The organism is Pigmentiphaga litoralis, assembly GCF_048632615.1.
GTDB lineage: Bacteria > Pseudomonadota > Gammaproteobacteria > Burkholderiales > Burkholderiaceae_B > Pigmentiphaga > Pigmentiphaga litoralis_B.
Window position 1 is genome coordinate 737,893 of sequence record NZ_CP184479.1, and the last position, 23,575, is coordinate 761,467.

Sequence of the window (23,575 nt, forward strand, 5' to 3'; positions counted from 1 at the left end):
GGCACCTGCAGGGTGCCGTTGTCATTTGCGCAGGCGCATGGACTTCCTCCTGGAACGCGGTGCTCATCGCCTGCCAACCCGCGTGTTGCAGAAACGCCAAATCCAGATACGTTCAGCATGACGTCAGTATGTACGTACTAGGCTTCGTGCACGAATAAGAATCGTTCTTCATCTCGTTGCGAATACGCGCAAGAAATCCTGGCCGAGTCGCCTCTGGCCGGATCAGCTTTCCGACCCTGGATGAAGACGACGCGCCCGCACGTCCGTGCACCACAGCAAACAGGAGAAGTACGGTGAATCATCCGGATCCGGCCCGGCCCAAGTCCTTGACCGTCCCTTTGGCCGTTCCCCTTGCCGCCGCCCTTGGCAGCGTGCTGGCCGTCGGCGGCGTGGCCCGCGCCCAGACCACACCGGAAGCGCCCCGCCAACCGGCGCAACTGACCCCGATCGCGGTCGAAGGCCAGGCTGACGCGCCGTACAAGGTCGAGCAATCGTCCAACAGCAAATTCACCGCCCCATTGGTCGACACCCCCAAGTCGGTCACCATCATTCCGCAGGAACTGATCAACAGCACCGCGTCCAGCACGCTGGTCGACGCGCTGCGCACGACGCCAGGCATTACCTTCGGCGCCGGTGAAGGGGGCAACCCGCTGGGCGACCGCCCATTCATTCGCGGCTACGACGCCCAGGCCAGTACCTTCATCGACGGCCTGCGCGACATTGGCGCGACGTCGCGGGAAGTGTTCAACCTGGAACAGATCGAAGTCACCAAGGGGCCGGACGGCGCGTATGGCGGCCGGGGCGGCGCGGGGGGCAGCCTCAACCTGATCAGCAAGACAGCCAAGGCCGAAAACTTCGTCTCGGGCAGCCTGGGACTGGGCACCGACAACTACAAGCGCGGAACGGTGGATGGCAACTGGCGCCTGGGCGATAACGCCGCCTTTCGCCTGAATGCCATGGCCCACGACGCCGATGTGCCGGGCCGCGACGCCGTGGACGTGTCGCGCTGGGGCATCGCCCCGACACTGACGCTGGGCCTGAACTCGCCCACCCGCGTGATCCTGAGCTATTACCACATGCAGACGGACGACCTGCCCGATTCGGGCATCCCGTTCCGCTACGGCACCGCGGCCAGCATCCCCGCGGGCGTGACCGAGATCAGCCCGGTCAGCGTCAACCGCCACAACTTCTACGGCCTGGCCAACAGCGACTTTCGCAAGACGCGGTCCGACATCGCCACCGCCCGCATCGAACACGACTTCGACAACGGCCTGCACATCCGCAACACCACGCGCTATACCGACGCCACCCAGCGTTATGTCTACACCCAGCCGGACGACAGCCAGGGCAACGTCAACCGTGGCCTGGTCTGGCGCCGCGCCAACACCCGGAACAGCGATACCGACAGCATCGCCAACCAGACCGAGATCTACGGCAAGAAGGAACTGTTCGGCGTCGAACACAGCTTCACCACCGGCGTGGAGTTCTCGCGTGAAGAAAGCCACGTCGGCAGCTACATCATCAACACCCGCGGCGCAGGCAGCGGCGCGGCCAATGCATGTGCGGTGGGATCGGGCGCGGTGTCGGGCTACAACTGCGCCAGCCTGTACAACCCGAATCCCAACGATCCCTGGACCGGCACGATCACCCCTGGGGACAAGACCGTGACGGCGCGGGTGACCTCCGCGTCGATCTACGGCTTCGACACCATCAAGTGGTCGGACCAGTGGTTGACCAACATCGGTCTGCGCGTTGACGACTACCGTACCCGCTACAACAACACGGCAGGCACGACACCGCAGGGCACCAACGCCCGCCGGGACGATACCCTGTTCAATTACCAGCTGGGCCTGATCTACAAGCCCGCGCCCAATGGCAGCGTATACGCCTCGTACGCGACGTCGTCCACGCCGGTCGGGTCCAACCTGACCGAAGGCGCTGGCGACAACGGCATCACGCCGGGCCGAGGCAACGTGGGCCTGAACGCGGCCGACCTGGCGCCGGAAAAGAACAAGTCGCTGGAATTCGGCACCAAGTGGAATCTGCTGAACAACAACCTGGCCGTCAACGCCGCGGTGTTCCGCATAGAGACCACCAACGCCCGGGTCACCAACCCCGACAACACGTATTCCATGAGCGGCGGCCGATCCATCAACGGCTTCGAACTGGGGGCGTCGGGCAACATCACCAACAAGTGGCAGGTGTTCGGCGGCTATACCTTCCTGAAAAGCAAGATCACCGACAACGGTCCTGTGCTTGCCAACCAGGGGGCGGTCGGCCAGGAATTCCCGAATACGCCGGAACACAGCTTCAGCCTGTGGTCGACCTATAACGTCCTGCCCGATCTGTCGATCGGCGGCGGCGCGTTCTACACCGGCAAACAATACGGCTCGGCGGCCGCCGTGCGCCGCTACATTCCAGGCGCCCTGCGCTTCGATGCCGTGGCCACCTACCGCATCAACCGCAACCTGACCGCGCAGTTGAACGTGCTGAACCTGACCAACAAGTTCTACTACACGTCTACCTACAGCACGCATTACGCGTCGGTAGGCAACGGCCGAGCTGCGATTGCCAGCTTGAATTTCAGGTATTGACTGCGGGGGCGGTGCCGGCAATCGGCGCCGCCCTTGGTCAACTTCAGGTATTGATGGCACAGGGGGCGGTCGCTGGGGGTTGGCGCCGCCCTTGGGGGTGGCGCTTCGATGCCGCGCTTTGATGCCGCGCTTTGATGCCGCGCTTCGATGCTGCGCTTCAATGCTGCCCTTCGAGGAAGGGGCGGACCGGGCGGCCTTGGCACGGGCACGCAGCACGGGAACTTCGGCACTCCGGTACTTCGGCACTGCGGTACTGTCCGCTTGCGTGTCACCGCAAGAAGTCGTCACGTGGTTTATCCTGTACCGGCGACGAGCCGGTTTTTTCCGCCAGGTTTTTGTTCGCCGGATCCTTTTTCTTCGGATCTTTTCCGCCATACATTCCGACATTTTCAGCCATACACTGCATGCCCCCGGTCACCCCCAAAGACATCAACGCCGTCACCCCCGAAGAATTGGCCGCCATTCTGGCCGGCCCGCCCGAACCGCGCCGCCGCCTGGCTCCATGCTGCCGCGGAAGGCGGGATCGCGCAGGCCCAGGTCGTGTACGGCCAGATGCTGCTGGACGGCCGGGGCGTGGAACGGGACCCGGAACAAGCCGTTTTCTGGTTCAAGCGCGCCGCCCGCAAGGATGACCCCATGGCCATGAATCTGCTGGGCCAGTGCTACCAGCACGGCCGGGGCGTCGCGCCCAATGACGTCATGGCCGCCTACTGGCACCGCCTGGCGGCCCAGGCTGGCCTGGACTGGGGCATGTACAACTATGCAACTGCCCTGGCCCTGGGCGCCGGTGTGGATGCGGATCGCAAGGAAGCGTTTGAGTGGCTCGGCAAAGCCGCGGCGCTTGGCCATGCCAAGTCGATGAACATCGTGGGCGGTTTCTACGAAGACGGCTGGGAAGTCGAGGTCGACATCGACATCGCACTCGACTATTACCTGCGCGCGGCCGACGGCGGCGACTTCCGCGGCCAGTTCAACGCCGCCCGCCTGCTTGCCGACCGCGGCCGCATGGACGAGGCCGTCCGTTGGTTGCGCCGCGTGCCCGACACGGCCACCGTTGCCTTCCTGGAAAAGACCCGCGACTTCCTGCAGCAATCGCCACATCCTGAATTCCAGGCCCTGAGCAGCTGGTTTGAATCGCGCATGCTGCGGGCGGCGGCCATGTCTGGCGCGGGAGATGCAGATTCCTCCGCAGGGTCGTCCGCGGTCGCTGCCAAGTCTTCCGCATCTTCCTCCGCCAGTAACGCCGGCACGCGGACCCCGGCCGCGCCCGACGCCTGAAGCTGCTTAGACCCGCCATGCTGCTGCATCTTCCGCAGGTCTTGACTTCCAACCAGGTTGCCACGTATCGGCAGGCCATCGACGCCGCCGAATGGATAGACGGCAACGCCACGTCCGGCGTCCAGTCCGCGCAGGCCAAACGCAATGAACAGCTGCCCGAAGGGTCGCCCGTTGCCCGACAGGTCGGCGACGCCATCCTGGACGCCCTGGGCGCCAACCCCCTCTTCATCGCCGCCGCCCTGCCGCTCAAAGTCTTCCCGCCGCTCTTCAACCGTTATGCCGGCGGCCACGAATTCCGCAATCACATCGACAACGGCGTGCGCACCCTGCGCGGCAGCAACTTCCGCATCCGCAGCGACCTGTCGGCAACACTTTTCCTGTCAGCGCCAGAAGACTACGACGGCGGCGAACTGACTATCGAAGACACTTTCGGCAGCCAGCGCGTCAAACTCGCGGCCGGCGACATGGTGCTTTATCCCGCCAGCAGCCTGCACCACGTCACCCCCGTCACGCGCGGCGTGCGGGTCAGTTCCTTTTTCTGGATCCAGAGCATGATCCGGTCCGACGCCGACCGCGGCACGCTCTTTCAGCTCGACCAGACCATCCAGCAACTCGCCACCGAAAAAGGCCAGAGCGACCCGGCGGTCATCCAGTTGACCGGCATCTATCACAACCTGCTGCGGCGATGGGCCGAGCTGTGATGAGCCGGCCCTGCACGCTGCATCGCTCAGCGGCTGTTGCACACCGGCCGGGCGTCGTGTTGCTTGACGGGTCCAGTGTGCCCCCGGGCAACCGGTCTGCATCCGCGGTTCAAGATGGTGCCGGCATGACGATGGCAAGCGGCCTGCATCCGCGTCTCATGACGGTGCCAGCATGACGATGGCAATCGGCCAGCATCCGCTGTTCATGACGGTGCCAGCATGACGATGGCAATCGGTCTGCATCCGCGTCTCATGACGGTGCCAGCATGACGATGGCAATCGGCCAGCATCCGCTGTTCATGACGGTGCCAGCATGACGATGGCAATCGGTCTGCATCCGCGTCTCATGACGGTGCCAGCATGACGATGGCCACCGGACTGCGCTATTTTCTGATCGGCGTGCTCGTGCTGGGCGCATTGGTCGCGACGGCATTGATGGAAGGCCTCGGCCTGTCCCTCCTTGCAGCCATCGTTGCCAGCGTACTGATAGCAGTCCTCATACACGCCGTCATCGTCGGTGCGGGATTTCTATTGGCTTGGCGCCTCAGCCATCGGCAAGGCGGCGCCGTGCCCCGTGGCTTTTTGCGCGCGTGGCCTGGCGAAGTCGTGATCTCCCTGCGCAACATGTACCTCGACATTCCGTGGCGCGGCGGTTGGCGCGCGGTGGTACCCGCTCGATCGCGCGGCGCGATTCTTCTGGTTCACGGCTACGGCTGCAATCGCGGTGTGTGGCGGGGCTTTTTCGGGTGGCTGGGTTCGTTGGGCTATACCGTCGACGCCATCGACCTGTCGCCCCCACAAGCCAGCATCGACGACTTCGGCAAGCAGGTCCTGGCCGGCGCCCGCGACCTGTGTCATCGCGCCTCGGTCGATGACGTCATCATCATCGCGCACAGCATGGGCGGCCTGGCCGCCAGAGCCGCCCTGCGCCACGATCCGCACGCGCCCATCAGACACGTCATCACGATCGCGACCCCGCATCGAGGCACCTACCACGCCCGCATGGGCCGCGGCATTTGCGCGACCGAAATGGTGCCCGACGGCCCGTGGCTGACGCAGTTGAACGCCGCCCTGCCGGTTCACCATCCCGGCCTGTTTTCCTGTGTCGCATCCCGCCACGACAACATCGTGTCGCCCCTCGACCAGGCGCTGCTTCCAGGCGCGCACACCTTCGTCTGCGAACGGGTCGGACACATGCGGCTGATGTACCATCCGGCCGCCCGCAGCTACATCGCGGCGCGGCTTGACGCCCTTGCCCCCGCCTCGGGCGGCACGGCTTCGGCGGGCTAGCGCTCCGGCTGTCACGGTACGGACATCCTCTGGTCACAATGCGGTCACCGCGTCGTGGTCCCATGCTAGTCATGGAAAGGGGGACTGTCAGGTGACTCATACGATGCCGACCCACTGGCGGGCAATCTGGATCTCGGATCTGCATCTGGGCACGGCCGGCTGCAATGCCGCGCACCTGCTCGACTTCCTCAAGCACAACGACGCTGACACCATTTATCTGGTCGGCGACATCATCGACGGCTGGCAACTGCGCAAGAACTGGGTTTGGCCGCGCACGCACAACGACGTGGTGCAAAAGATCCTTCGCAAGGCCCGCAAAGGCTCCCGCGTCGTCTTCATCCCAGGCAACCACGACGAATTCGCCCGGCAGTTCGTGGGCTACGCTTTCGGCGACATCGAAGTCCAGGAAGACGCCGTCCACGTCACCGCGGACGGCCGACGGCTTTGGGTCACGCATGGCGATCAGTTCGATGGCGTCATCCAACACAGCAAATGGCTCGCGCATCTGGGCGACACGCTGTATACCTTCACGCTCTGGCTGAACCTGCACTTCAACCGCGTGCGCCGCCGCATGGGCCTCCACTACTGGTCGCTGTCGCAGTACCTGAAGCACCGCGTCAAGAATGCAGTGTCGTTCATCACTGACTTCGAAGAGGTGCTAGTCAGTGAAGCGCGCCGCCAGGGCTATGACGGCGTAGTGTGCGGCCACATCCACAAAGCCGAGATGCGCGAGATCGACGGCCTGTTGTACTGCAATGACGGGGATTGGGTAGAGAGCTTGTCCGCCCTGGTGGAAGACCAGGATGGCAAGCTGCAGTTGCTGTTCTGGACCGATGCCCTGCAGCAGGAGGCGGCGCCAGCAAAATCCCGCCGGCAGCGCGCCTTGGAACTGCCCGCCTTACCTTCCGCGGTTCATGCCTGCGGCGCAAGCCAGGGTGACGAGGATGACGCGGATCACCTCAACCCGGCGCTTCCCGCTGTTTCAGCACACCCGGTCCAGCCAGCCAAATCGGTCCTGCCCGCACACCCAGCATCGCCCGTAAACCCGGTGCTGCCTGTTAGCGCGGTCCTGCCTTTAGACCCGGTCCTGCCTGTTAGCGCGGTCCTGCCTTTAGACCCGGTCCTTTCCGCACACTGCAGCCGCGAAACGGCGGACGCCTGATCTACCGGTATCGCCCGCCTCCAACGCGTCAGCACGTTTCCGGCGCACGTCCCAGCGCTTCGGCATAGCGCCCGTTCAGGTAATGCAGCACTTGCGTGGCACGGCTCAGCGGCCAGTGGCACAGCGTGTCCCAAGAGTCTGACACCGACATGCCGAAGTCCCGCTTGAACGCCGACAACGTGGCGGCGTACGCATCTTGTCCCAGCCAACCTTCGCGCTGCGCGACCACCCGGCTGAAGGCCGCCTCGATCGCCGCCAACACATCAGGCGCATCCCCAATGCGACGCGCAACGACCCGGTCGCGCTGAGCTTGCCTGGCCAGGGTGGCGGCTGCATCGATAGTGCAGGGGTTGAAGAGACGGGTCGAAGGCGAAGTGTGGATCTGGGTTCTCATGGACAGCTCCTGGTGTGCAGGCAAGGCGCCGGGTCGGGCGGCTTGGAAGCGCAACAACGGGTGATCGGATGAGACGCAGAATATCAACGTGCTGACAATACTCGCTGACCTGGGATGTCAGCGTTCTATCAGCGAAAGGGGGAAGACGTCGACCACGGGACGTCCGCAATGAGGCGTCTGCGATGAGTTGTCTGCAATGGACGTCTGCAATGAGACGTCCGCTATGAGACGTCCGCTATGAGACGTCCGCTATGAGACGTCCGCTATGAGGCGCCTGCGATGAGATGTCTGCGATGAGGCGCCTGCGATGAGACATCAGCATCGAAACCTCGGCATCGAAACGCCCGTCGGAAGGCATTCGTCGCGATCCGTCCGCCAAAAGCAAAACCCCCGCAGCATTCGCTACGAGGGGTTCTGGGTATAACTAGCCTGACAATGACCTACTTTCACAGACGTCCGTCCACTATCATCGGCGCAAAAGCGTTTCACTGTCCTGTTCGAGATGGGAAGGAGTGGTACCACTTTGCTATGGTCGTCAGGCATTAACTTGTTGGCTCGCTGGCAAGCGGGTCACGGTGCGGTCGCACGGTGAGGCTTGAGGCCAGGTCGCCCAATTTGGAAAGAAGCACAACAGATTCGAGTGTGTGGGTCCTCAGACGCGCTTGGGAGCGTCTGAGGTGCACGACGCGCTGGCGTCGTGACTTTGTGATTGCGTGCACTGAACACTACAACCGCCAGGGTTATAGGATCAAGCCGCACGGGCAATTAGTATCAGTTAGCTTAACGCATTACTGCGCTTCCACACCTGACCTATCAACGTCCTGGTCTCGAACGGCCCTTCAGGGGTCAAGCCCCCGGGAAATCTTATCTTTAGACGAGTTTCCCGCTTAGATGCCTTCAGCGGTTATCTCTTCCGTACATAGCTACCCGGCAATGCCATTGGCATGACAACCGGTACACCAGAGGTACGTCCATTCCGGTCCTCTCGTACTAGGAACAGGCTCCATCAAATTTCCAGCGCCCACGGCAGATAGGGACCAAACTGTCTCACGACGTTTTAAACCCAGCTCACGTACCTCTTTAAATGGCGAACAGCCATACCCTTGGGACCGGCTACAGCCCCAGGATGAGATGAGCCGACATCGAGGTGCCAAACACCGCCGTCGATATGAACTCTTGGGCGGTATCAGCCTGTTATCCCCAGAGTACCTTTTATCCGTTGAGCGATGGCCCTTCCATTCAGAACCACCGGATCACTATGTCCTGCTTTCGCACCTGTTCGACTTGTCAGTCTCACAGTTAAGCACGCTTATGCCATTGCACTATCAGCACGATTTCCGACCGTACCTAGCGTACCTTCGAACTCCTCCGTTACCCTTTAGGAGGAGACCGCCCCAGTCAAACTGCCCACCATGCACTGTCCCCGATCCGGATAACGGACCAAGGTTAGAACCGCAAATAAATCAGGGTGGTATTTCAAGGTTGGCTCCACGAGATCTGGCGACCTCGCTTCAGCGCCTCCCACCTATCCTACACAGACCGATTCACAATCCAATGCAAAGCTACAGTAAAGGTTCATGGGGTCTTTCCGTCTAGCCGCGGGTAGATTGCATCATCACAAACATTTCAACTTCGCTGAGTCTCAGGAGGAGACAGTGTGGCCATCGTTACGCCATTCGTGCAGGTCGGAACTTACCCGACAAGGAATTTCGCTACCTTAGGACCGTTATAGTTACGGCCGCCGTTTACCGGGGCTTCGATCAAGAGCTTGCACCCCATCACTTAACCTTCCGGCACCGGGCAGGCGTCACACCCTATACGTCCACTTTCGTGTTTGCAGAGTGCTGTGTTTTTATTAAACAGTCGCAGCCACCGATTATCTGCGACCCTTTCACGCTTTGCGCGCAGGCGCATCACGCTACCAGGGCATACCTTCTCCCGAAGTTACGGTATCAATTTGCCGAGTTCCTTCTCCTGAGTTCTCTCAAGCGCCTTAGAATACTCATCCCGTCCACCTGTGTCGGTTTGCGGTACGGTCTTGTTTAACTGAAGCTTAGAGGCTTTTCTTGGAACCACTTCCGATCACTTCGCGAACAAGTTCGCTCGTTCCACACCCTTGAATTACGCGCCCGGATTTGCCTAAGCGCCTTCTATGATGCAGCAACAGGGACTTCCAACACCCTGATGACCTTCCGCGATCCGTCCCCCCATCGCATTAAACAATGGTGCAGGAATATTAACCTGCTTCCCATCAGCTACGCATCTCTGCCTCGCCTTAGGGGCCGACTCACCCTACGCCGATGAACGTTGCGTAGGAAACCTTGGACTTACGGCGAGAGGGCCTTTCACCCTCTTTATCGCTACTCATGTCAGCATTCGCACTTCTGATACCTCCAGCATCCTTTACAAGACACCTTCGCAGGCTTACAGAACGCTCCCCTACCACGCATGGATATGATCCACGCATCCGCAGCTTCGGTATATTGCTTAGCCCCGTTACATCTTCCGCGCAGGACGACTCGATCAGTGAGCTATTACGCTTTCTTTAAAGGATGGCTGCTTCTAAGCCAACTTCCTGACTGTCTATGCCTTCCCACTTCGTTTCCCACTTAGCAATATTTGGGGACCTTAGCTGGCGGTCTGGGTTGTTTCCCTCTTGAGTCCGGACGTTAGCACCCGGTGCTCTGTCTCCCAAGCTGTACTTCCAGGTATTCGGAGTTTGCAATGGTTTGGTAAGTCGCCATGACCCCCTAGCCATAACAGTGCTCTACCCCCTGGAGTAATACTTGAGGCACTACCTAAATAGTTTTCGGGGAGAACCAGCTATTTCCAGACTTGTTTAGCCTTTCACCCCTATCCACAGCTCATCCCCTAATTTTTCAACATTAGTGGGTTCGGTCCTCCAGCACGTGTTACCGTGCCTTCAACCTGGCCATGGATAGATCGTCTGGTTTCGGGTCTACACCCAGCGACTAGTCGCCCTATTCGGACTCGCTTTCGCTACGCCTTCCCTATTCGGTTAAGCTTGCCACTGAATGTAAGTCGCTGACCCATTATACAAAAGGTACGCAGTCACGGAACAAGTCCGCTCCTACTGTTTGTATGCATGCGGTTTCAGGATCTATTTCACTCCCCTTCCGGGGTTCTTTTCGCCTTTCCCTCACGGTACTGGTTCACTATCGGTCGATTACGAGTATTTAGCCTTGGAGGATGGTCCCCCCATATTCAGACAGGATTACACGTGTCCCGCCCTACTTGTCTTGCGCCTAGTTCCACATCAGAAATTTCGGGTACAGGACTATCACCTGCTATGGCCAGACTTTCCAGACTGTTCCCCTATCACTGAAGCTAAATCGCAAAGGCTGATCCAATTTCGCTCGCCGCTACTTTCGGAATCTCGGTTGATTTCTTTTCCTCGAGCTACTGAGATGTTTCAGTTCACCCGGTTCGCCTCGCATACCTATGTATTCAGTATGCGATACAGCCGAAGCTGTGGGTTTCCCCATTCGGAAATCTACGGATCAAAGCTTGTTTGCCAGCTCCCCGTAGCTTATCGCAGGCTACTACGTCCTTCATCGCCTGTAATCGCCAAGGCATCCACCACATGCACTTAGTCGCTTGATCCTATAACCGTAGCGGCTATAGTCTCTAGTAATTCTAGCGTTTGTGCGTTTTAAAGCATGAGAACTCTTTAAAACTTAATAATGCAATCACAACCCGTTTGCTCAGCAAATACTCCACAGGCTCTTAACCTGCGTGCTGAGCACACTTTATTGTTGTGCTTCTTCCAAATTGTTAAAGAACAAAACAGCCAAATTCGGTACATCAAACTACTGAGCCAAAGCTCAGCTTTAAGCATCGACTCGCGACACTTAAAATTGAGTTTTGAGATAAGTCGCTTTCTTTGGCATCCCGCGAAAGGATGTTGGTGGAGACGCACGGGATCGAACCGTGGACCCCCTGCTTGCAAAGCAGGTGCTCTCCCAGCTGAGCTACGCCCCCAGGGACTTGCGCTAACCGTAAAACTGTTTTGTATGCCTACAGTGCCGTTCTGGTCTTGCCAGAAGATCTGGTGGGTCTGGTTGGACTCGAACCAACGACCCCCGCCTTATCAAGACGGTGCTCTAACCAGCTGAGCTACAGACCCAACACTGCAACAACCGATAAGCGTGGACACTTTGAAGACCAGAGCGCTATTCGCTCTGAAAGGAGGTGATCCAGCCGCACCTTCCGATACGGCTACCTTGTTACGACTTCACCCCAGTCATGAACCCTACCGTGGTAATCGCCCTCCTTGCGGTTAGGCTAACTACTTCTGGTAGAACCCACTCCCATGGTGTGACGGGCGGTGTGTACAAGACCCGGGAACGTATTCACCGCGGCATGCTGATCCGCGATTACTAGCGATTCCGACTTCATGCAGTCGAGTTGCAGACTGCAATCCGGACTACGATCGGGTTTCTGGGATTGGCTCCCCCTCGCGGGTTGGCTGCCCTCTGTCCCGACCATTGTATGACGTGTGAAGCCCTACCCATAAGGGCCATGAGGACCTGACGTCATCCCCACCTTCCTCCGGTTTGTCACCGGCAGTCTCATTAGAGTGCCCTTTCGTAGCAACTAATGACAAGGGTTGCGCTCGTTGCGGGACTTAACCCAACATCTCACGACACGAGCTGACGACGGCCATGCAGCACCTGTGTTCCGGTTCTCTTTCGAGCACTCCCAAATCTCTTCGGGATTCCAGACATGTCAAGGGTAGGTAAGGTTTTTCGCGTTGCATCGAATTAATCCACATCATCCACCGCTTGTGCGGGTCCCCGTCAATTCCTTTGAGTTTTAATCTTGCGACCGTACTCCCCAGGCGGTCAACTTCACGCGTTAGCTGCGCTACCAAAGTCCGAAGACCCCGACAGCTAGTTGACATCGTTTAGGGCGTGGACTACCAGGGTATCTAATCCTGTTTGCTCCCCACGCTTTCGTGCATGAGCGTCAGTATTATCCCAGGGGGCTGCCTTCGCCATCGGTGTTCCTCCACATATCTACGCATTTCACTGCTACACGTGGAATTCCACCCCCTCTGACATACTCTAGTTCGGGAGTTAAAAATGCAGTTCCAAGGTTGAGCCCTGGGATTTCACATCTTTCTTTCCGAACCGCCTGCGCACGCTTTACGCCCAGTAATTCCGATTAACGCTTGCACCCTACGTATTACCGCGGCTGCTGGCACGTAGTTAGCCGGTGCTTATTCTGCGGGTACCGTCAGTAGCGCCAGGTATTATCCGGCACCGTTTCGTTCCCGCCAAAAGTGCTTTACAACCCGAAGGCCTTCTTCGCACACGCGGCATTGCTGGATCAGGGTTGCCCCCATTGTCCAAAATTCCCCACTGCTGCCTCCCGTAGGAGTCTGGGCCGTGTCTCAGTCCCAGTGTGGCTGGTCGTCCTCTCAAACCAGCTACGGATCGAAGCCTTGGTGAGCCTTTACCTCACCAACTAGCTAATCCGATATCGGCCGCTCCAATAGTGAGAGGTCTTGCGATCCCCCCTTTCCCCCGTAGGGCGTATGCGGTATTAGCTACGCTTTCGCGTAGTTATCCCCCGCTACTGGGCACGTTCCGATACATTACTCACCCGTTCGCCACTCGCCACCAGGTTGCCCCGTGCTGCCGTTCGACTTGCATGTGTAAGGCATGCCGCTAGCGTTCAATCTGAGCCAGGATCAAACTCTTCAGTTTAATCTCTAACTATTTGTGTACTACGACTTCAGATCCGAAGACCCTACGTCGCGGCACGTTCGCTGCGTACTCTCAAAGAACTTGAAGGTTGGATATGATCCTTCCTACAAATTTACTTCTATGAGCACTTGATTTCATTGGGCTAGTCGCTTGCACAATCCGAAGATCGCGCCGCGTGACACGCGCACTGGCTTCAAGTGCCCACACTTATCGGCTGTTTAATTTTTAAAGAACGGGTACTGCCAATTACGGTACTGCTAAATTCTGTACTGCTGAACCGCTAACTTTGCTGCGTCGCTGACTTAACTTTCGTTTCGTCGTTTGCTGCAGCAAGCCTGCTATTCTAAACCATCTTTTCGCGTCGTGCAAGTCGCCTTGCTTTACTGCTTTTGTCGCGTGCGCTGCGTGTTTCGCTGCGCCTGGTCGTTTACTGCTACTGCTTTCTTGCCGACAACTTCATCAGCACAGAAGCGAGATTATGAAGGAGTTTTTTACGCTTGTCAAACCGCTGAAACATCTAGCTGCTGACTTCTTCGTACTGCATTCTTCATACCGCCACTGCTCTTCAGAACCCGCTGCACCGCTACTGCCTGGGCAGATCGCGTTGCGTTTTGCGTTTGTTCCGTCGAGCCTTGAACTATAGCACGGGTATTTTCCGGCTTGCAAGTCGGCGCTGGCGTTTTTTAATCGCCGACCGTCGCTCGCAGCACTTTGCCATCAAAGCGCGCCTCCAGTTGCAGTCCGCCGGCGGCAATATCGAACGGCATGGCGCACGCCCCTGTCGTGATTATCTGCCCTGCCCTCAAGGTATACCCTCGCTCACTGGCGTGACGAACCAATGCCCGGAATGATTCCCAGGGCAAGGTCACATCATCGCCCTTTGCAACACGAGCGCGTTCGACGCCATTTGCCAGTACCACCATACTCTGAGCGATCTCATCGATTCCATGCGTATCGACTTCAGGACCGACGACCAAGGCGCCAAAGCCCACCCCGTCAGCCGCGAAGCTGGGCCAGCCGACCGCTCGCCGGTTCTGGAAACGCGACAGCACCAGCTCGAACGTCACGCGGGTGGCAGCCACGGTGTCGGAAAGGCGCCCTGGTTCCTTTCCTGGTTCGATATCCTGCCCCAGCACGAATGCGATCTCGCATTCCACGGTGAGCGGGCGGCCGGTCGGCAGTGACACCACACTATCGGAGGCGTACACCAACTTCTCATACACCCGGCCGACCAACGGTCTGGTCAGACCGCCTTGCTTCAGAGCGCCGATGCTGCCGACGCCCAATTTCCACCCCGCCACCGCGTCTTTTCGCAACGCCGCCACGGCATCCTGGACGTCATAACCTTCGTCCAATGTGCGGGGTCGGATGGCCTCGGGCAAGGCCTGCAACGCACCGTGATCACGCCATGTGCTCAACAACAGCGCTGCGGCTGGTGTCGGGTCGAAGGCGCCGGTCGTCGGCGGCGTCGTGCTCGTCATCATGCTGGATATCCCTCATGGAATTTTGCTGGCGCGCCCGCGCTCGCAGGCGTGATCGACAGATACGATAGGCGCGTGATGCATCGACACGTGCTGGTGCTCACTATATAGAGGGGGTGTGATGCGATTACAAGTTCTGGCGCCCGCCATGCCAGCACGGGTCGCTGCTGGCCCCAGTGCGTGGCCCGTGCCGCGCGCATCTGGGCTCGCGCCGCCGTCGCGGCAAGTCCCCGCCCTCCCCTGTTGCCACCCGATCAGGAGCACACGTTCATGAGCCGTCACTCCAGCCTGCCTGTCATAGAACTCATAGGTGCGCCGACCGATGTCGGCGCGGGCGTCCGAGGGACTTCGATGGGGCCGGCGGCGCTACGCGTCGCCGATCTTGATACGGCGCTACGACTGTTGGGATTTCACGTCGTCGATTGCGGCGATCTTGTCGGGCCATTGAATCCCCGGCAGCCCGCCGCCAATGGCTATCGGCACCTTGGCGAAGTCCACGCGTGGAACACAAGCGTGTTCAACGCCGTGCTAGGCAGCCTGTCCCGGGACGCACTTCCTATCGTTCTGGGCGGCGACCACTCGCTTGCCATTGGATCGATCAGTGCGGTGGGCCAGGATTGCCGGCGCCGTGGCAAGCGGCTGCGGGTGCTCTGGCTCGACGCCCACACCGACTTCAATACCTCGGCTATGACGCCAAGCGGCAACATCCACGGCATGCCAGTCGCGTGCCTGTGCGGACACGGCCCGATGGAATTGATTTCGCTGTCGGATCGGCAGCCCGCCATTCGAGCGACCGACGTGCGGCAGGTGGGCATCCGTAGCGTTGACGAAGGCGAGAAACAGTTCGTCAAGCAGACTGGCCTGACCGTGTACGACATGCGGTACATCGACGAAGTCGGCATGCGTGCGACCGTGGAACGCGCATTGCAAGGACTGGATGACGACACACACCTGCACGTCAGCTTCGATGTCGATTTTCTGGACCCCGACATTGCGCCAGGCGTAGGCACACCCGTGCTTGGCGGCGTAACGTATCGCGAGGCTCAGCTATGCATGGAAATGATTGCCGATTGCGGCCGGCTGGGATCGGTCGATGTGGTCGAGATCAATCCCGCACGGGACATGCAGAACCGCACGGCCATGCTGGCGGTCGATCTGTTGAGCAGCTTGTTTGGTAAATCGACGCTTGTACGCCCTACGCTTTAAGGTTCCGGATGGCGCGGATGCCATGGGGTCCGCTTGGACAGCAGCAACGGAATTCGGTAGGGTGAAGGCGTCCCCCACCTCTGACAGGAACCACCATGACTGATCTGACGACACGATTCAACGACGCGGTTGCCGCAAGCAAGACCTTGTCGGAGCGGCCCGACAACATGACACTGCTGAAGATGTACTCGCTCTATAAGCAGGGCAGTCAGGGCGATGTGACGGGCGAACGCCCCGGCATGACGGATTTCGTTGCTCGCGCCAAATGGGATGCCTGGCAGACGCAAGCTGGCAAGAGCCGCGAGCAGGCGATGGAGGAATACGTCGCCTTGTATGACTCGTTGAAGGATTGACGAAGCAAGACGTTGGGGCGCGGTGACGAGCCGGTCTGTAGAACCCCGGTCTGCCGAACCCTATTCCGTACGGCCTGCCCCACCGCTGGGCAAGCCGTACGAGACCACCTGGTCAAACCGGCAGCACCTCCTTGTTCACCAGCGTGCGGGGCGGTTTGCCGTCCAGCCAGTCGGTCACATTGGCCACCGCCAGATCGCACATGGCGCGGCGCGTGCGGAATGTGGCGCTGCCGATATGCGGCGTGAGCACCGCATTGGGCGCGGCCAGCAGGTCGGGGTGAATGCGGGGTTCGTTTTCGAACACGTCGAGGCCGGCCGATGCAATCTGGCCGGATGTCAGCGCCTGGGCCAGGGCCACGTCGTCGACAAGGCCGCCCCGCCCGATGTTGACCAATACGGCAGTGCGTTTCATGGCGGCCAGTTCGGCCGCGCCGATGATGTGATGCGTTTCAGCCGAATACGGAACGACCAGGATGACATGGTCGGCCGTTGACAGCAGTTCGGCCTTGTCGACCCAGCGCGCGCCTTCGTCCTCGCCGGCGGGCAAGGCACGGCGGTTGTGATAGATCACCGTCATACCGAAACCCTTGGCGCGGCGGGCAATGGCCCGGCCGATGCGACCCATGCCGACAATGCCGAGCGTGGTGCCATGCAGGTCCGCGCCCAGCCAGAGGTCGATGGCCCAGCGGTTCCATTGGCCGTCGCGCAACCAGCGTTCCGAATCGCCGATGCGGCGGCCGGCCGCCAGCAGCAGCGCCCAGGCCATGTCAGCCGTGGATTCGGTCAGCACGTCCGGCGTGTTGGTCACCATGATGCCGCGGCGGGTGGCGGCGGCCACGTCGATATTGTTGTACCCCACCCCCACATTCGCGATCAGGCGCAGTTCCGGCAACTGGTCGATCACCGATGCGTTGAACGGGCAGCCCGTGGTGGCGACGGCTGCGCCGCAGCCGGCAACGTGGCGCACGATCCCGGCGGCATCGAGCGCCTCGTCGGCGGGGCTGAGCCGCAGCTCTGCACGATCGGCCAGCGGCTCGGCGGTGTCGGGAAAGTACTGACGGGTAAAAGCGACCACGGGACGCGACATCGGAACTCCTTGTATGCGACTGTAGGAAGGCAGACGAATGATGCATGATCCCGCCGCGCCTTGCACGAATGGCCCGCGGCAAGCTTACCGAAGCGTCCTGGCCACCCTTGCCGACGTGACTGAAATCCCGCTGCGACGCCATTCCAGGCGATCCGTTTGCCTGTCACGCCCCGAACGCCGAAAACTTTTATAATTAACAATCATTTTCATTAAAGGAACAGGTGCGCCCATGACCATTCGTCTCTCCGACCTGCCGTACGGCCAACAGGCGGCCGTGACCACGGTGGAGGACGCGGGGCTGCCGGATCCCATCGCCACACGCTTGCGCGACCTTGGATTTGTCGCCGGCGAGCCCGTGCGCATCGTTGCCCGAGGCCCGATTGGCGCTGACCCGCTGTTGATCCAGGTCGGGTTCACACGTTTTGCCTTGCGCCGCGCCGAAGCGGCGCGCGTTCTGGTCGAACCTCTTGCTGCAGGCTGATTTCCACCCATGACGACTCAAGTCCTGTCCGCCCAGCGTATCGCGCTGGTCGGCAATCCCAACTGCGGCAAGACCGCCCTTTTCAACCTGCTGACGGGTAGCCGCCAGAAGGTCGCCAACTACGCCGGCGTCACGGTCGAACGCAAGGAAGGCCGCCTCACGACGCCGTCGGGCCACACATTAAGCATCCTGGACCTGCCAGGCGCCTACAGCCTTCATGCGGTCAGCCCGGATGAGGCGGTCACACGCGACATCTGTATGGGTCTGCGCGCGGGCGAAGCCCGTCCGGACATGCTGGTGGCGGTGGTGGACGCGACCAACCTGCGCCTGCATTTGCGCTTCGTGCTGGAACTGCAGCGGCTGGGCCTGCCGATGGTCATGGCGCTGAACATGAGTGATGCCGCCGCCCGCCGCGGCATCGTGATCGACCGCGCCAAGCTGCAGGAACAGCTGGGCATGCCGATCGTGGAAACGATCGCGGTGAAGCATGATGGCGCCGCAGACCTGCTGTCGCGCATCGACCAAGGCCTGCCGGCCATTCCACCCGCGCTGCCCGAAGGCGCCGACCTGCATGCCGAGGTCAATCGCCTCCTGAAGGCGGCCGTGACCGTGCCCCGCCGCACGGCCGCCATCGACGATGCCGTGGACCGATGGGTGCTGCATCCGGTGCTGGGCCTGGTGATCCTGGCTGCCGTCATGTTCCTGATGTTCCAGGCCGTGTTTTCGTGGGCCGAACCCATCATGGGCGGGATCGAATCCGGCATAGGCTGGCTGGGTGAGCAGGTCGGCAACCTGATGCCCGAAGGGCTGCTGCACAGTCTGATCGTGGACGGACTGATCGCCGGGGTGGGAAGCGTGCTGGTTTTCCTGCCGCAGATCCTGATCCTTTTCTTCTTTATCCTGATCCTTGAAGAGTCGGGCTACCTGCCGCGGGCAGCCTTCCTGCTCGACCGCATGATGATCGGCGCCGGGTTGACGGGCCGGTCGTTCATCCCGCTGCTGTCCAGTTTTGCATGCGCCATTCCGGGCATCATGGCCACACGCAGCATTCAGGACACCCGCGAACGCCTGGCCACCATCATGGTGGCGCCACTGATGACGTGTTCGGCCCGCCTGCCGGTCTACGCACTGCTCATCGGCGCCTTCGTGCCGGCGGATACGGTGCTCGGCATCTTCAACCTGCAGGGCGTGACCCTGTTCGTTCTGTATGTGGCCGGGATCGTCAGCGCATTGGTGGTGGCGTGGGTCATGAAGCTGTTCCGCCGAGATACGCGTGAGCACTCGCTGTTGCTGGAGCTGCCGTCGTACCGGGTGCCGCATGCCCGTGACCTGTTCGTGGGCCTGATGGAACGCGCTCGTATCTTCCTGACCCGCGTCGGAGGCGTGATCCTGACGCTGACCGTGCTGATCTGGTTCCTGTCGACCTTCCCGTCGCCGCCAGAAGGCGCCGTGGGCCCGGCAATCGAATACAGCTTTGCCGGCCGCATCGGCAATGCGCTGCAGACGATCTTCGAGCCGATCGGCTTCAACTGGCAGATTTCGATTGCCCTGGTGCCCGGTCTGGCGGCGCGCGAAGTGGCGGTGGGCGCACTGGCCACCGTGTACGCCTTGTCGGGCGCGGCCGAAGATGCCGCCACCACCTTGACGCCGCTGATCGCCGCCCAATGGGAACTTGCAACGGCGTTCTCGCTGCTCGCCTGGTTCATCTTCGCGCCGCAGTGCCTGTCGACGCTGGCGGTGATCCGCCGCGAAACGGCGTCATGGAAGTGGGTCGGCATTGCGACGGTGTACCTGTTCGCACTGGCCTACATCGCTTCCTTCATTACCTATCACGTCACAAGGATGCTGACATGACTGCGTATTCGGCCTTCGAAAGCCTGGTGGTCGGCCTGGTCGTGCTGGCATGCGCCCTGGGCGCATTCCGGCGGATGATGCCCAAGACCCATGCGCGGCTGAAATTGAGCGCAGGCAACTGGCTGACGAAGCGCGGACATCCCGCGTGGATGCAGTCACTTGGCCAGAAATGGTCGGCACGGAAGGTCGACGCAGGCGGCTGCGGCAGCGGGTGCGGGACATGTGACAGCTGCGGAACGCCTTCGTCAGAGGTCTCGCCGCCAAAGGCTGATGACGGCGCGCCGGTGCGGCCCGTCAAGCTGGTGAAACGCGAATCCATATAAGGTCCGGGCAACGGACCGCCACACCAGTAAAAAAGCCAGGCGTCCATTTCGGACGGCCTGGCTTTTCTTATTCCGCCGGGATCTCGAAGACCTGCCGCAAATAGGCCAGATAGGCCTTATCGTCGCACATGGTTTTTTCGGGTGTGTCGGACACCTTGGCTACCGGCTGACCGTTGCACCGGACCATCTTCATGACGACCTGCAGCGGCTGATAGCTCAGGTCATTGGTCAGATTGGTCCCGATCCCGAATGCCGTGATGCAGCGTCCGGCAAAACGTTTCGCCAGTTCGATCGCCAGCGGAAACGTCAGACCGTCGGAGAACACCAGGGTCTTGGTACGCGGGTCGACACGGTTCTGCCGATAGTGGGCGATCAGGCGTTCGCCCCATTGGAAAGGGTCTCCCGAATCGTGCCGCGCGCCGTCGAACAGCTTGCAGAAATACATATCGAAGTCGCGCAGGAAGGCGCTCATGCCGTACACGTCGGACAGGGCGATGCCAAGGTCGCCTCGATATTCACGCGCCCAGACTTCGAAGCCATAGGTTTGCGAGTCACGCAGCCGCGGCCCGAGCGCCTGGCAGGCCTGCAGGTATTCATGCGCCATGGTGCCCAGCGGCGTCAGGTTGTGCTTCATGGCGAAGTACACATTGCTGGTGCCGGCAAAGTTTTCCTTGAGCGTGTCCCGCAACGTGACCATGACTTCTTCGTGCCAGCGCTTGGAAAAGCGGCGGCGGGTGCCGTAATCGGCCACCCGGAATTCCTTCAGGTCGGGATCGTTGCGGACCAGCTGCACCTTGCTTTGCAGGCGGGCACGCCCTTCTTCATAGGCCGGGGCAAGCTGGGTATTACGGAAGTACACCTCATTGACGATGGACAGGACCGGGATCTCGAACAGGATGGTGTGCAGCCACGGGCCTTCGACCATGATGTCGAGCTCGCCGGGACTTGCCGATTTTTCGATCGAGATGCAGCGTTCGGGCAGGTGGAAAAGCCGCAGGAAGTCGACGAAATCGCTCTTGATGAAGCGCATGCTGCCGAGGTAATCGAGTTCTTCGTCGGTGAAGCGCAGCGCGCAGAGCTGGCGGACTTCGTCCCGAATCTCGTCCACGTAAGGCTGCAGGTCGACGCCCTGGGTGCGGCACTTGTACTTGTACTGGACTTGCGCGGCGGGAAAGTGATGCAGCACGACCTGCATCATCGTGAACTTGTAGAGATCGGTATCGAGCAGGGACGTGATGATCATGGTGCCGCTCCAGGCGTTGACGCTTCGGACGTGGCGGCGCTGCCATACAAGCCGGCGACGGACCCGGAAGCCGAGCCATAGACGTGCTCGGCACCAGGAAAGACACCACTTTCGACTTCCTGCGCGTAGCGCCGAGCCGCCTGCAACACGGCGTCGCCCCCTCCGGAGACGTCGACCATGTAGTTCTTGACGAACTTGGCGGGGCTGCGAGTCAGGCCCAGCATGTCGTGCAGCACCAGCACCTGACCATCGCACGCGGCGCTGGCCCCTATGCCGATGGTGATCAGCGCGGTGTCGTTGCACACCCGGCGCGCAACGGCGTCGGGCACGGCTTCGATGACCAGCATGGCGGCGCCTGCCGCTTCCACGGCCTGCGCGTCGGCCACGATGCGATCGGCGTCGGCCGTTTCCTTGCCTTGCACCCGGAAGCCACCCAGCGCATGGACGTGGGACGGCATCAGGCCGATGTGCCCGCATACCGGGATGCCGCTGCGCGTGAGCAATTCGATGGTGGGAGCGATCTCGGCGCCGCCTTCGAGCTTGACCATCTGTGCGCCGGCCTGCATCAGGATGACGGCATTGTGCAAAGCCTGGGCGGGGCTTTCCTGGTAGCTGCCAAACGGCATGTCGGCCAGCACGAACGCATTGGCCGCGCCGCGCACGACGCAGGCCGTGTGATACGCGATGTCCTGGACCGTGACGGGCAACGTGGAATCGCGGCCTTGGACGACCATGCCCAGGGAATCTCCGATCAACAGGGTGTCAATGCCGGCTTCGTCGAAGACCCGGGCAAAACCCGCGTCGTAACACGTCAACATTGAAAGTTTGCGGCCATTGGCGAGCTTCTTGCGCAGCGCGCTCAAAGAGGTTCGCATCGTGCAGTCTCCGGATAATCAAGCTGAGGATGTCAGCCGGTCTACTTGGTAATGCATGTCAGCCGGTGAACATAGCACAGCACGCGCCGCGTTTCCCGCCCGTACGGACAGTTCCGACCGGCCAGTCGCCCTAAGGAAGCACACGATTACGGCTGAATCGCCTGTTTACCGGTCCGGCTGGTCGATCCGGCGTGGCGTGATGTGCACGCCTAGACCGGACGCACCAAGGGGTTATGCAGGCGAAACCGCTCGAGTCCGGTAAAATCACCGGCTAACCCAATTTTTTCAACGGCACGCCGCGTGCCGCGGAGCTTCGAATGACCCACGTCGTCACTGAAAACTGCATCAAGTGCAAATACACCGATTGCGTGGATGTGTGCCCTGTCGATTGCTTTCGCGAGGGTCCCAACTTTCTGATCATCGATCCGGACGAGTGCATCGATTGCGCTGTCTGTATCCCGGAATGCCCGGCCAACGCCATTCTTGCCGAAGAAGACCTGCCGCAAGACCAATTGCACTTCATCGAGATCAATGCCGAGCTGTCCAAGAGCTGGCCCAGCATCACCCGCACCAAGAAGCCGCTGGATGATGCGGATGAATGGAAGGACAAGCCGAACAAGCTGCCGCTGCTGGAGCGCTAAGCCGTCTGCATGAGCGCCGACAAGTACACTTCCGAGACCGTCACCTGGGTCAAGACCTGGGTGCCCGGAAAACTGTTTTCGTTTCGAACCACGCGCGACCAGGGCTTTCGTTTCGTGCCTGGCCAGTTTGCGCGGCTGGGCGTGGCCAAGCCGGATCCCACGGCGGCCGACGGATCTGGCGCCCGGATCGTCTGGCGTGCCTACTCCATCGTGTCGGCGCCTTACGACGAGCACCTCGAGTTCTTTTCGATCGTGGTGGACGGTGGCGAATTTACCAGTGAGCTGGAAAAGCTGGGTGAAGGCGACACGATCTATGTGGACAAGACTGCCTTCGGCTTCCTGACGACGGCAGCCTTCCCAACCGGCAGGGATCTGTGGATGCTGAGCTCGGGCACAGGGCTTGCGCCATTCCTGTCGGTTCTGATGGATTTGCAGGTTTGGGACGACTACGAGCATCTGATCGTGGTGCACAGTGTGCGTACTGCCGAAGAGCTTGCGTATCGCGACACCATTGAAGGATTGGCAGCCCACCCTTACTTTGGTGAGATCGTGGCCGCCAACCCCGGCAAGCTCATTTACCTGCCTTCCATCACTCGCGAGATCGTGCCGGGCGCACTGAATGGGCGCATTACGGCCCTGATCGAAACGGGAGAACTGGAACGCCGCGCCGGCGTGCGTTTGGACCCGGAGCGCGGCCGGGTAATGTTGTGCGGAAATCCCGACATGGTGTCCGGTTTACGTCACTTGCTGGCCTTCCGGGGGTTTGCCGCCTCGCGCCGGGGAAAGCCCGGCAACCTGGCCGTCGAGAACTATTGGTAGTTGCCCCGCTGTCGCGCGTTGTGCATTGCACGATCCCTATGGCAGAGCAATAATCGTCAGT

At 60.6% G+C, this 23,575-nt stretch carries 16 protein-coding genes, 2 tRNA genes, 3 rRNA genes and 2 pseudogenes; 12 read left to right on the top strand and 11 right to left on the bottom strand.

From position 1 onward, the window contains the following. Positions 1-326 precede the first annotated feature (326 nt). Complete coding sequence (locus ACNANG_RS03300) at positions 327-2,594, top strand: TonB-dependent receptor (RefSeq protein WP_420227436.1); 2,268 nt, start codon at positions 327-329, stop codon at positions 2,592-2,594. Positions 2,595-2,862: 268 nt separating this feature from the next. On the opposite strand, the gene ACNANG_RS03305 is transcribed toward ACNANG_RS03300, so the two are convergent. Then, complete coding sequence (locus ACNANG_RS03305; protein WP_420227691.1) at positions 2,863-3,057, bottom strand: hypothetical protein; 195 nt, start codon at positions 3,055-3,057, stop codon at positions 2,863-2,865. On the opposite strand from ACNANG_RS03305, the pseudogene ACNANG_RS03310 reads away from it, so the two are divergent. The 4 genes and pseudogenes from ACNANG_RS03310 to ACNANG_RS03325 all read left to right on the top strand — a co-directional run. After that, a pseudogene (locus ACNANG_RS03310) lies at positions 2,999-3,872 on the top strand (tetratricopeptide repeat protein). The gene ACNANG_RS03305 and the pseudogene ACNANG_RS03310 sit on opposite strands and share 59 nt — an antisense overlap. Positions 3,873-3,889: 17 nt before the next feature. After that, positions 3,890-4,573: a Fe2+-dependent dioxygenase gene (locus ACNANG_RS03315; protein WP_420225982.1), complete on the top strand. Its 684-nt coding sequence runs from the start codon at positions 3,890-3,892 to the stop codon at positions 4,571-4,573. A 360-nt stretch (positions 4,574-4,933) separates the two neighbouring features. After that, positions 4,934-5,863 (top strand): esterase/lipase family protein, encoded by a 930-nt coding sequence (locus ACNANG_RS03320; protein ID WP_420225983.1) that lies wholly within the window; start codon positions 4,934-4,936, stop codon positions 5,861-5,863. 103 nt (positions 5,864-5,966) lie between these two features. After that, positions 5,967-6,788, top strand: a pseudogene (locus tag ACNANG_RS03325) (UDP-2,3-diacylglucosamine diphosphatase); the annotation flags it as partial. A gap of 265 nt (positions 6,789-7,053) precedes the next feature. On the opposite strand, the gene ACNANG_RS03330 reads toward ACNANG_RS03325, so the two are convergent. From ACNANG_RS03330 to ACNANG_RS03360, 7 genes are all read right to left on the bottom strand, one after another. Next, positions 7,054-7,419, bottom strand: coding sequence for a hypothetical protein (locus tag ACNANG_RS03330; RefSeq protein WP_420225984.1), 366 nt, complete (start codon positions 7,417-7,419; stop codon positions 7,054-7,056). Positions 7,420-7,846: 427 nt separating this feature from the next. Continuing rightward, positions 7,847-7,959, bottom strand: a 5S ribosomal RNA gene (rrf, locus tag ACNANG_RS03335). 204 nt (positions 7,960-8,163) lie between these two features. Further along, positions 8,164-11,043: ribosomal RNA gene (locus tag ACNANG_RS03340) — 23S ribosomal RNA — on the bottom strand. Positions 11,044-11,345: 302 nt separating this feature from the next. Then, positions 11,346-11,421, bottom strand: a tRNA-Ala gene (locus tag ACNANG_RS03345). A gap of 68 nt (positions 11,422-11,489) precedes the next feature. Next, positions 11,490-11,566 (bottom strand) — tRNA-Ile (locus ACNANG_RS03350). A 58-nt stretch (positions 11,567-11,624) separates the two neighbouring features. After that, positions 11,625-13,151, bottom strand: a 16S ribosomal RNA gene (locus tag ACNANG_RS03355). Together the 16S, 23S and 5S rRNA genes with 2 tRNA genes alongside form the textbook arrangement of a ribosomal RNA operon. Before the next feature lie 683 nt (positions 13,152-13,834). Then, complete coding sequence (locus tag ACNANG_RS03360) at positions 13,835-14,635, bottom strand: 2-keto-4-pentenoate hydratase (RefSeq protein ID WP_420225985.1); 801 nt, start codon at positions 14,633-14,635, stop codon at positions 13,835-13,837. Positions 14,636-14,902: 267 nt separating this feature from the next. Between ACNANG_RS03360 and rocF the strand changes: the two genes are divergently transcribed. Both rocF and ACNANG_RS03370 read left to right on the top strand, forming a co-directional pair. Next, positions 14,903-15,838 (top strand): arginase, encoded by a 936-nt coding sequence (gene rocF / locus ACNANG_RS03365; protein ID WP_420225986.1) that lies wholly within the window; start codon positions 14,903-14,905, stop codon positions 15,836-15,838. 95 nt (positions 15,839-15,933) lie between these two features. Then, positions 15,934-16,191: an acyl-CoA-binding protein gene (locus tag ACNANG_RS03370; protein ID WP_420225987.1), complete on the top strand. Its 258-nt coding sequence runs from the start codon at positions 15,934-15,936 to the stop codon at positions 16,189-16,191. A gap of 112 nt (positions 16,192-16,303) precedes the next feature. Here the strand turns inward: ACNANG_RS03370 and ACNANG_RS03375 are convergent, their stop codons facing one another. After that, on the bottom strand, positions 16,304-17,278 hold the full coding sequence (locus ACNANG_RS03375) for a 2-hydroxyacid dehydrogenase (RefSeq protein ID WP_420225988.1): 975 nt from the start codon (positions 17,276-17,278) through the stop codon (positions 16,304-16,306). Between the two features lie 229 nt (positions 17,279-17,507). Here ACNANG_RS03375 and ACNANG_RS03380 point away from each other — a divergent pair, with 229 nt between their 5' ends. From ACNANG_RS03380 to ACNANG_RS03390, 3 genes are read left to right on the top strand one after another with little or no spacing between them, the layout of a single operon-like run. Next, positions 17,508-17,759 (top strand): FeoA family protein, encoded by a 252-nt coding sequence (locus ACNANG_RS03380; protein WP_420225989.1) that lies wholly within the window; start codon positions 17,508-17,510, stop codon positions 17,757-17,759. A gap of 9 nt (positions 17,760-17,768) precedes the next feature. Continuing rightward, a complete protein-coding gene (gene feoB, locus ACNANG_RS03385; protein ID WP_420225990.1) occupies positions 17,769-19,613 on the top strand; it encodes a ferrous iron transporter B in 1,845 nt (614 codons plus the stop codon). Then, positions 19,610-19,936 carry a DUF6587 family protein gene (locus tag ACNANG_RS03390; RefSeq protein WP_420225991.1) on the top strand — a complete coding sequence of 109 codons (327 nt, stop codon included), beginning with the start codon at positions 19,610-19,612 and terminating at the stop codon, positions 19,934-19,936. The genes feoB and ACNANG_RS03390 overlap by 4 nt, the downstream gene beginning before the upstream one ends. Positions 19,937-20,003: 67 nt before the next feature. Here ACNANG_RS03390 and pncB read toward each other — a convergent pair whose 3' ends face one another. Together pncB and panB are read right to left on the bottom strand one after the other, a co-directional pair. Next, positions 20,004-21,179 (bottom strand): nicotinate phosphoribosyltransferase, encoded by a 1,176-nt coding sequence (gene pncB, locus ACNANG_RS03395; RefSeq protein ID WP_420225992.1) that lies wholly within the window; start codon positions 21,177-21,179, stop codon positions 20,004-20,006. Further along, a complete protein-coding gene (panB, locus tag ACNANG_RS03400) occupies positions 21,176-22,054 on the bottom strand; it encodes a 3-methyl-2-oxobutanoate hydroxymethyltransferase (RefSeq protein ID WP_420225993.1) in 879 nt (292 codons plus the stop codon). Before panB ends, pncB begins: the two co-directional genes overlap by 4 nt. 317 nt (positions 22,055-22,371) lie before the next feature. On the opposite strand from panB, the gene fdxA reads away from it, so the two are divergent. Both fdxA and ACNANG_RS03410 read left to right on the top strand, forming a co-directional pair. Beyond that, entirely contained in the window at positions 22,372-22,695 is a 324-nt protein-coding gene (fdxA, locus tag ACNANG_RS03405; RefSeq protein WP_179589916.1) for a ferredoxin FdxA, read from the top strand. A 9-nt stretch (positions 22,696-22,704) separates the two neighbouring features. After that, positions 22,705-23,514: a ferredoxin--NADP reductase gene (locus ACNANG_RS03410; protein ID WP_420225994.1), complete on the top strand. Its 810-nt coding sequence runs from the start codon at positions 22,705-22,707 to the stop codon at positions 23,512-23,514. Positions 23,515-23,575: the final 61 nt, after the last annotated feature.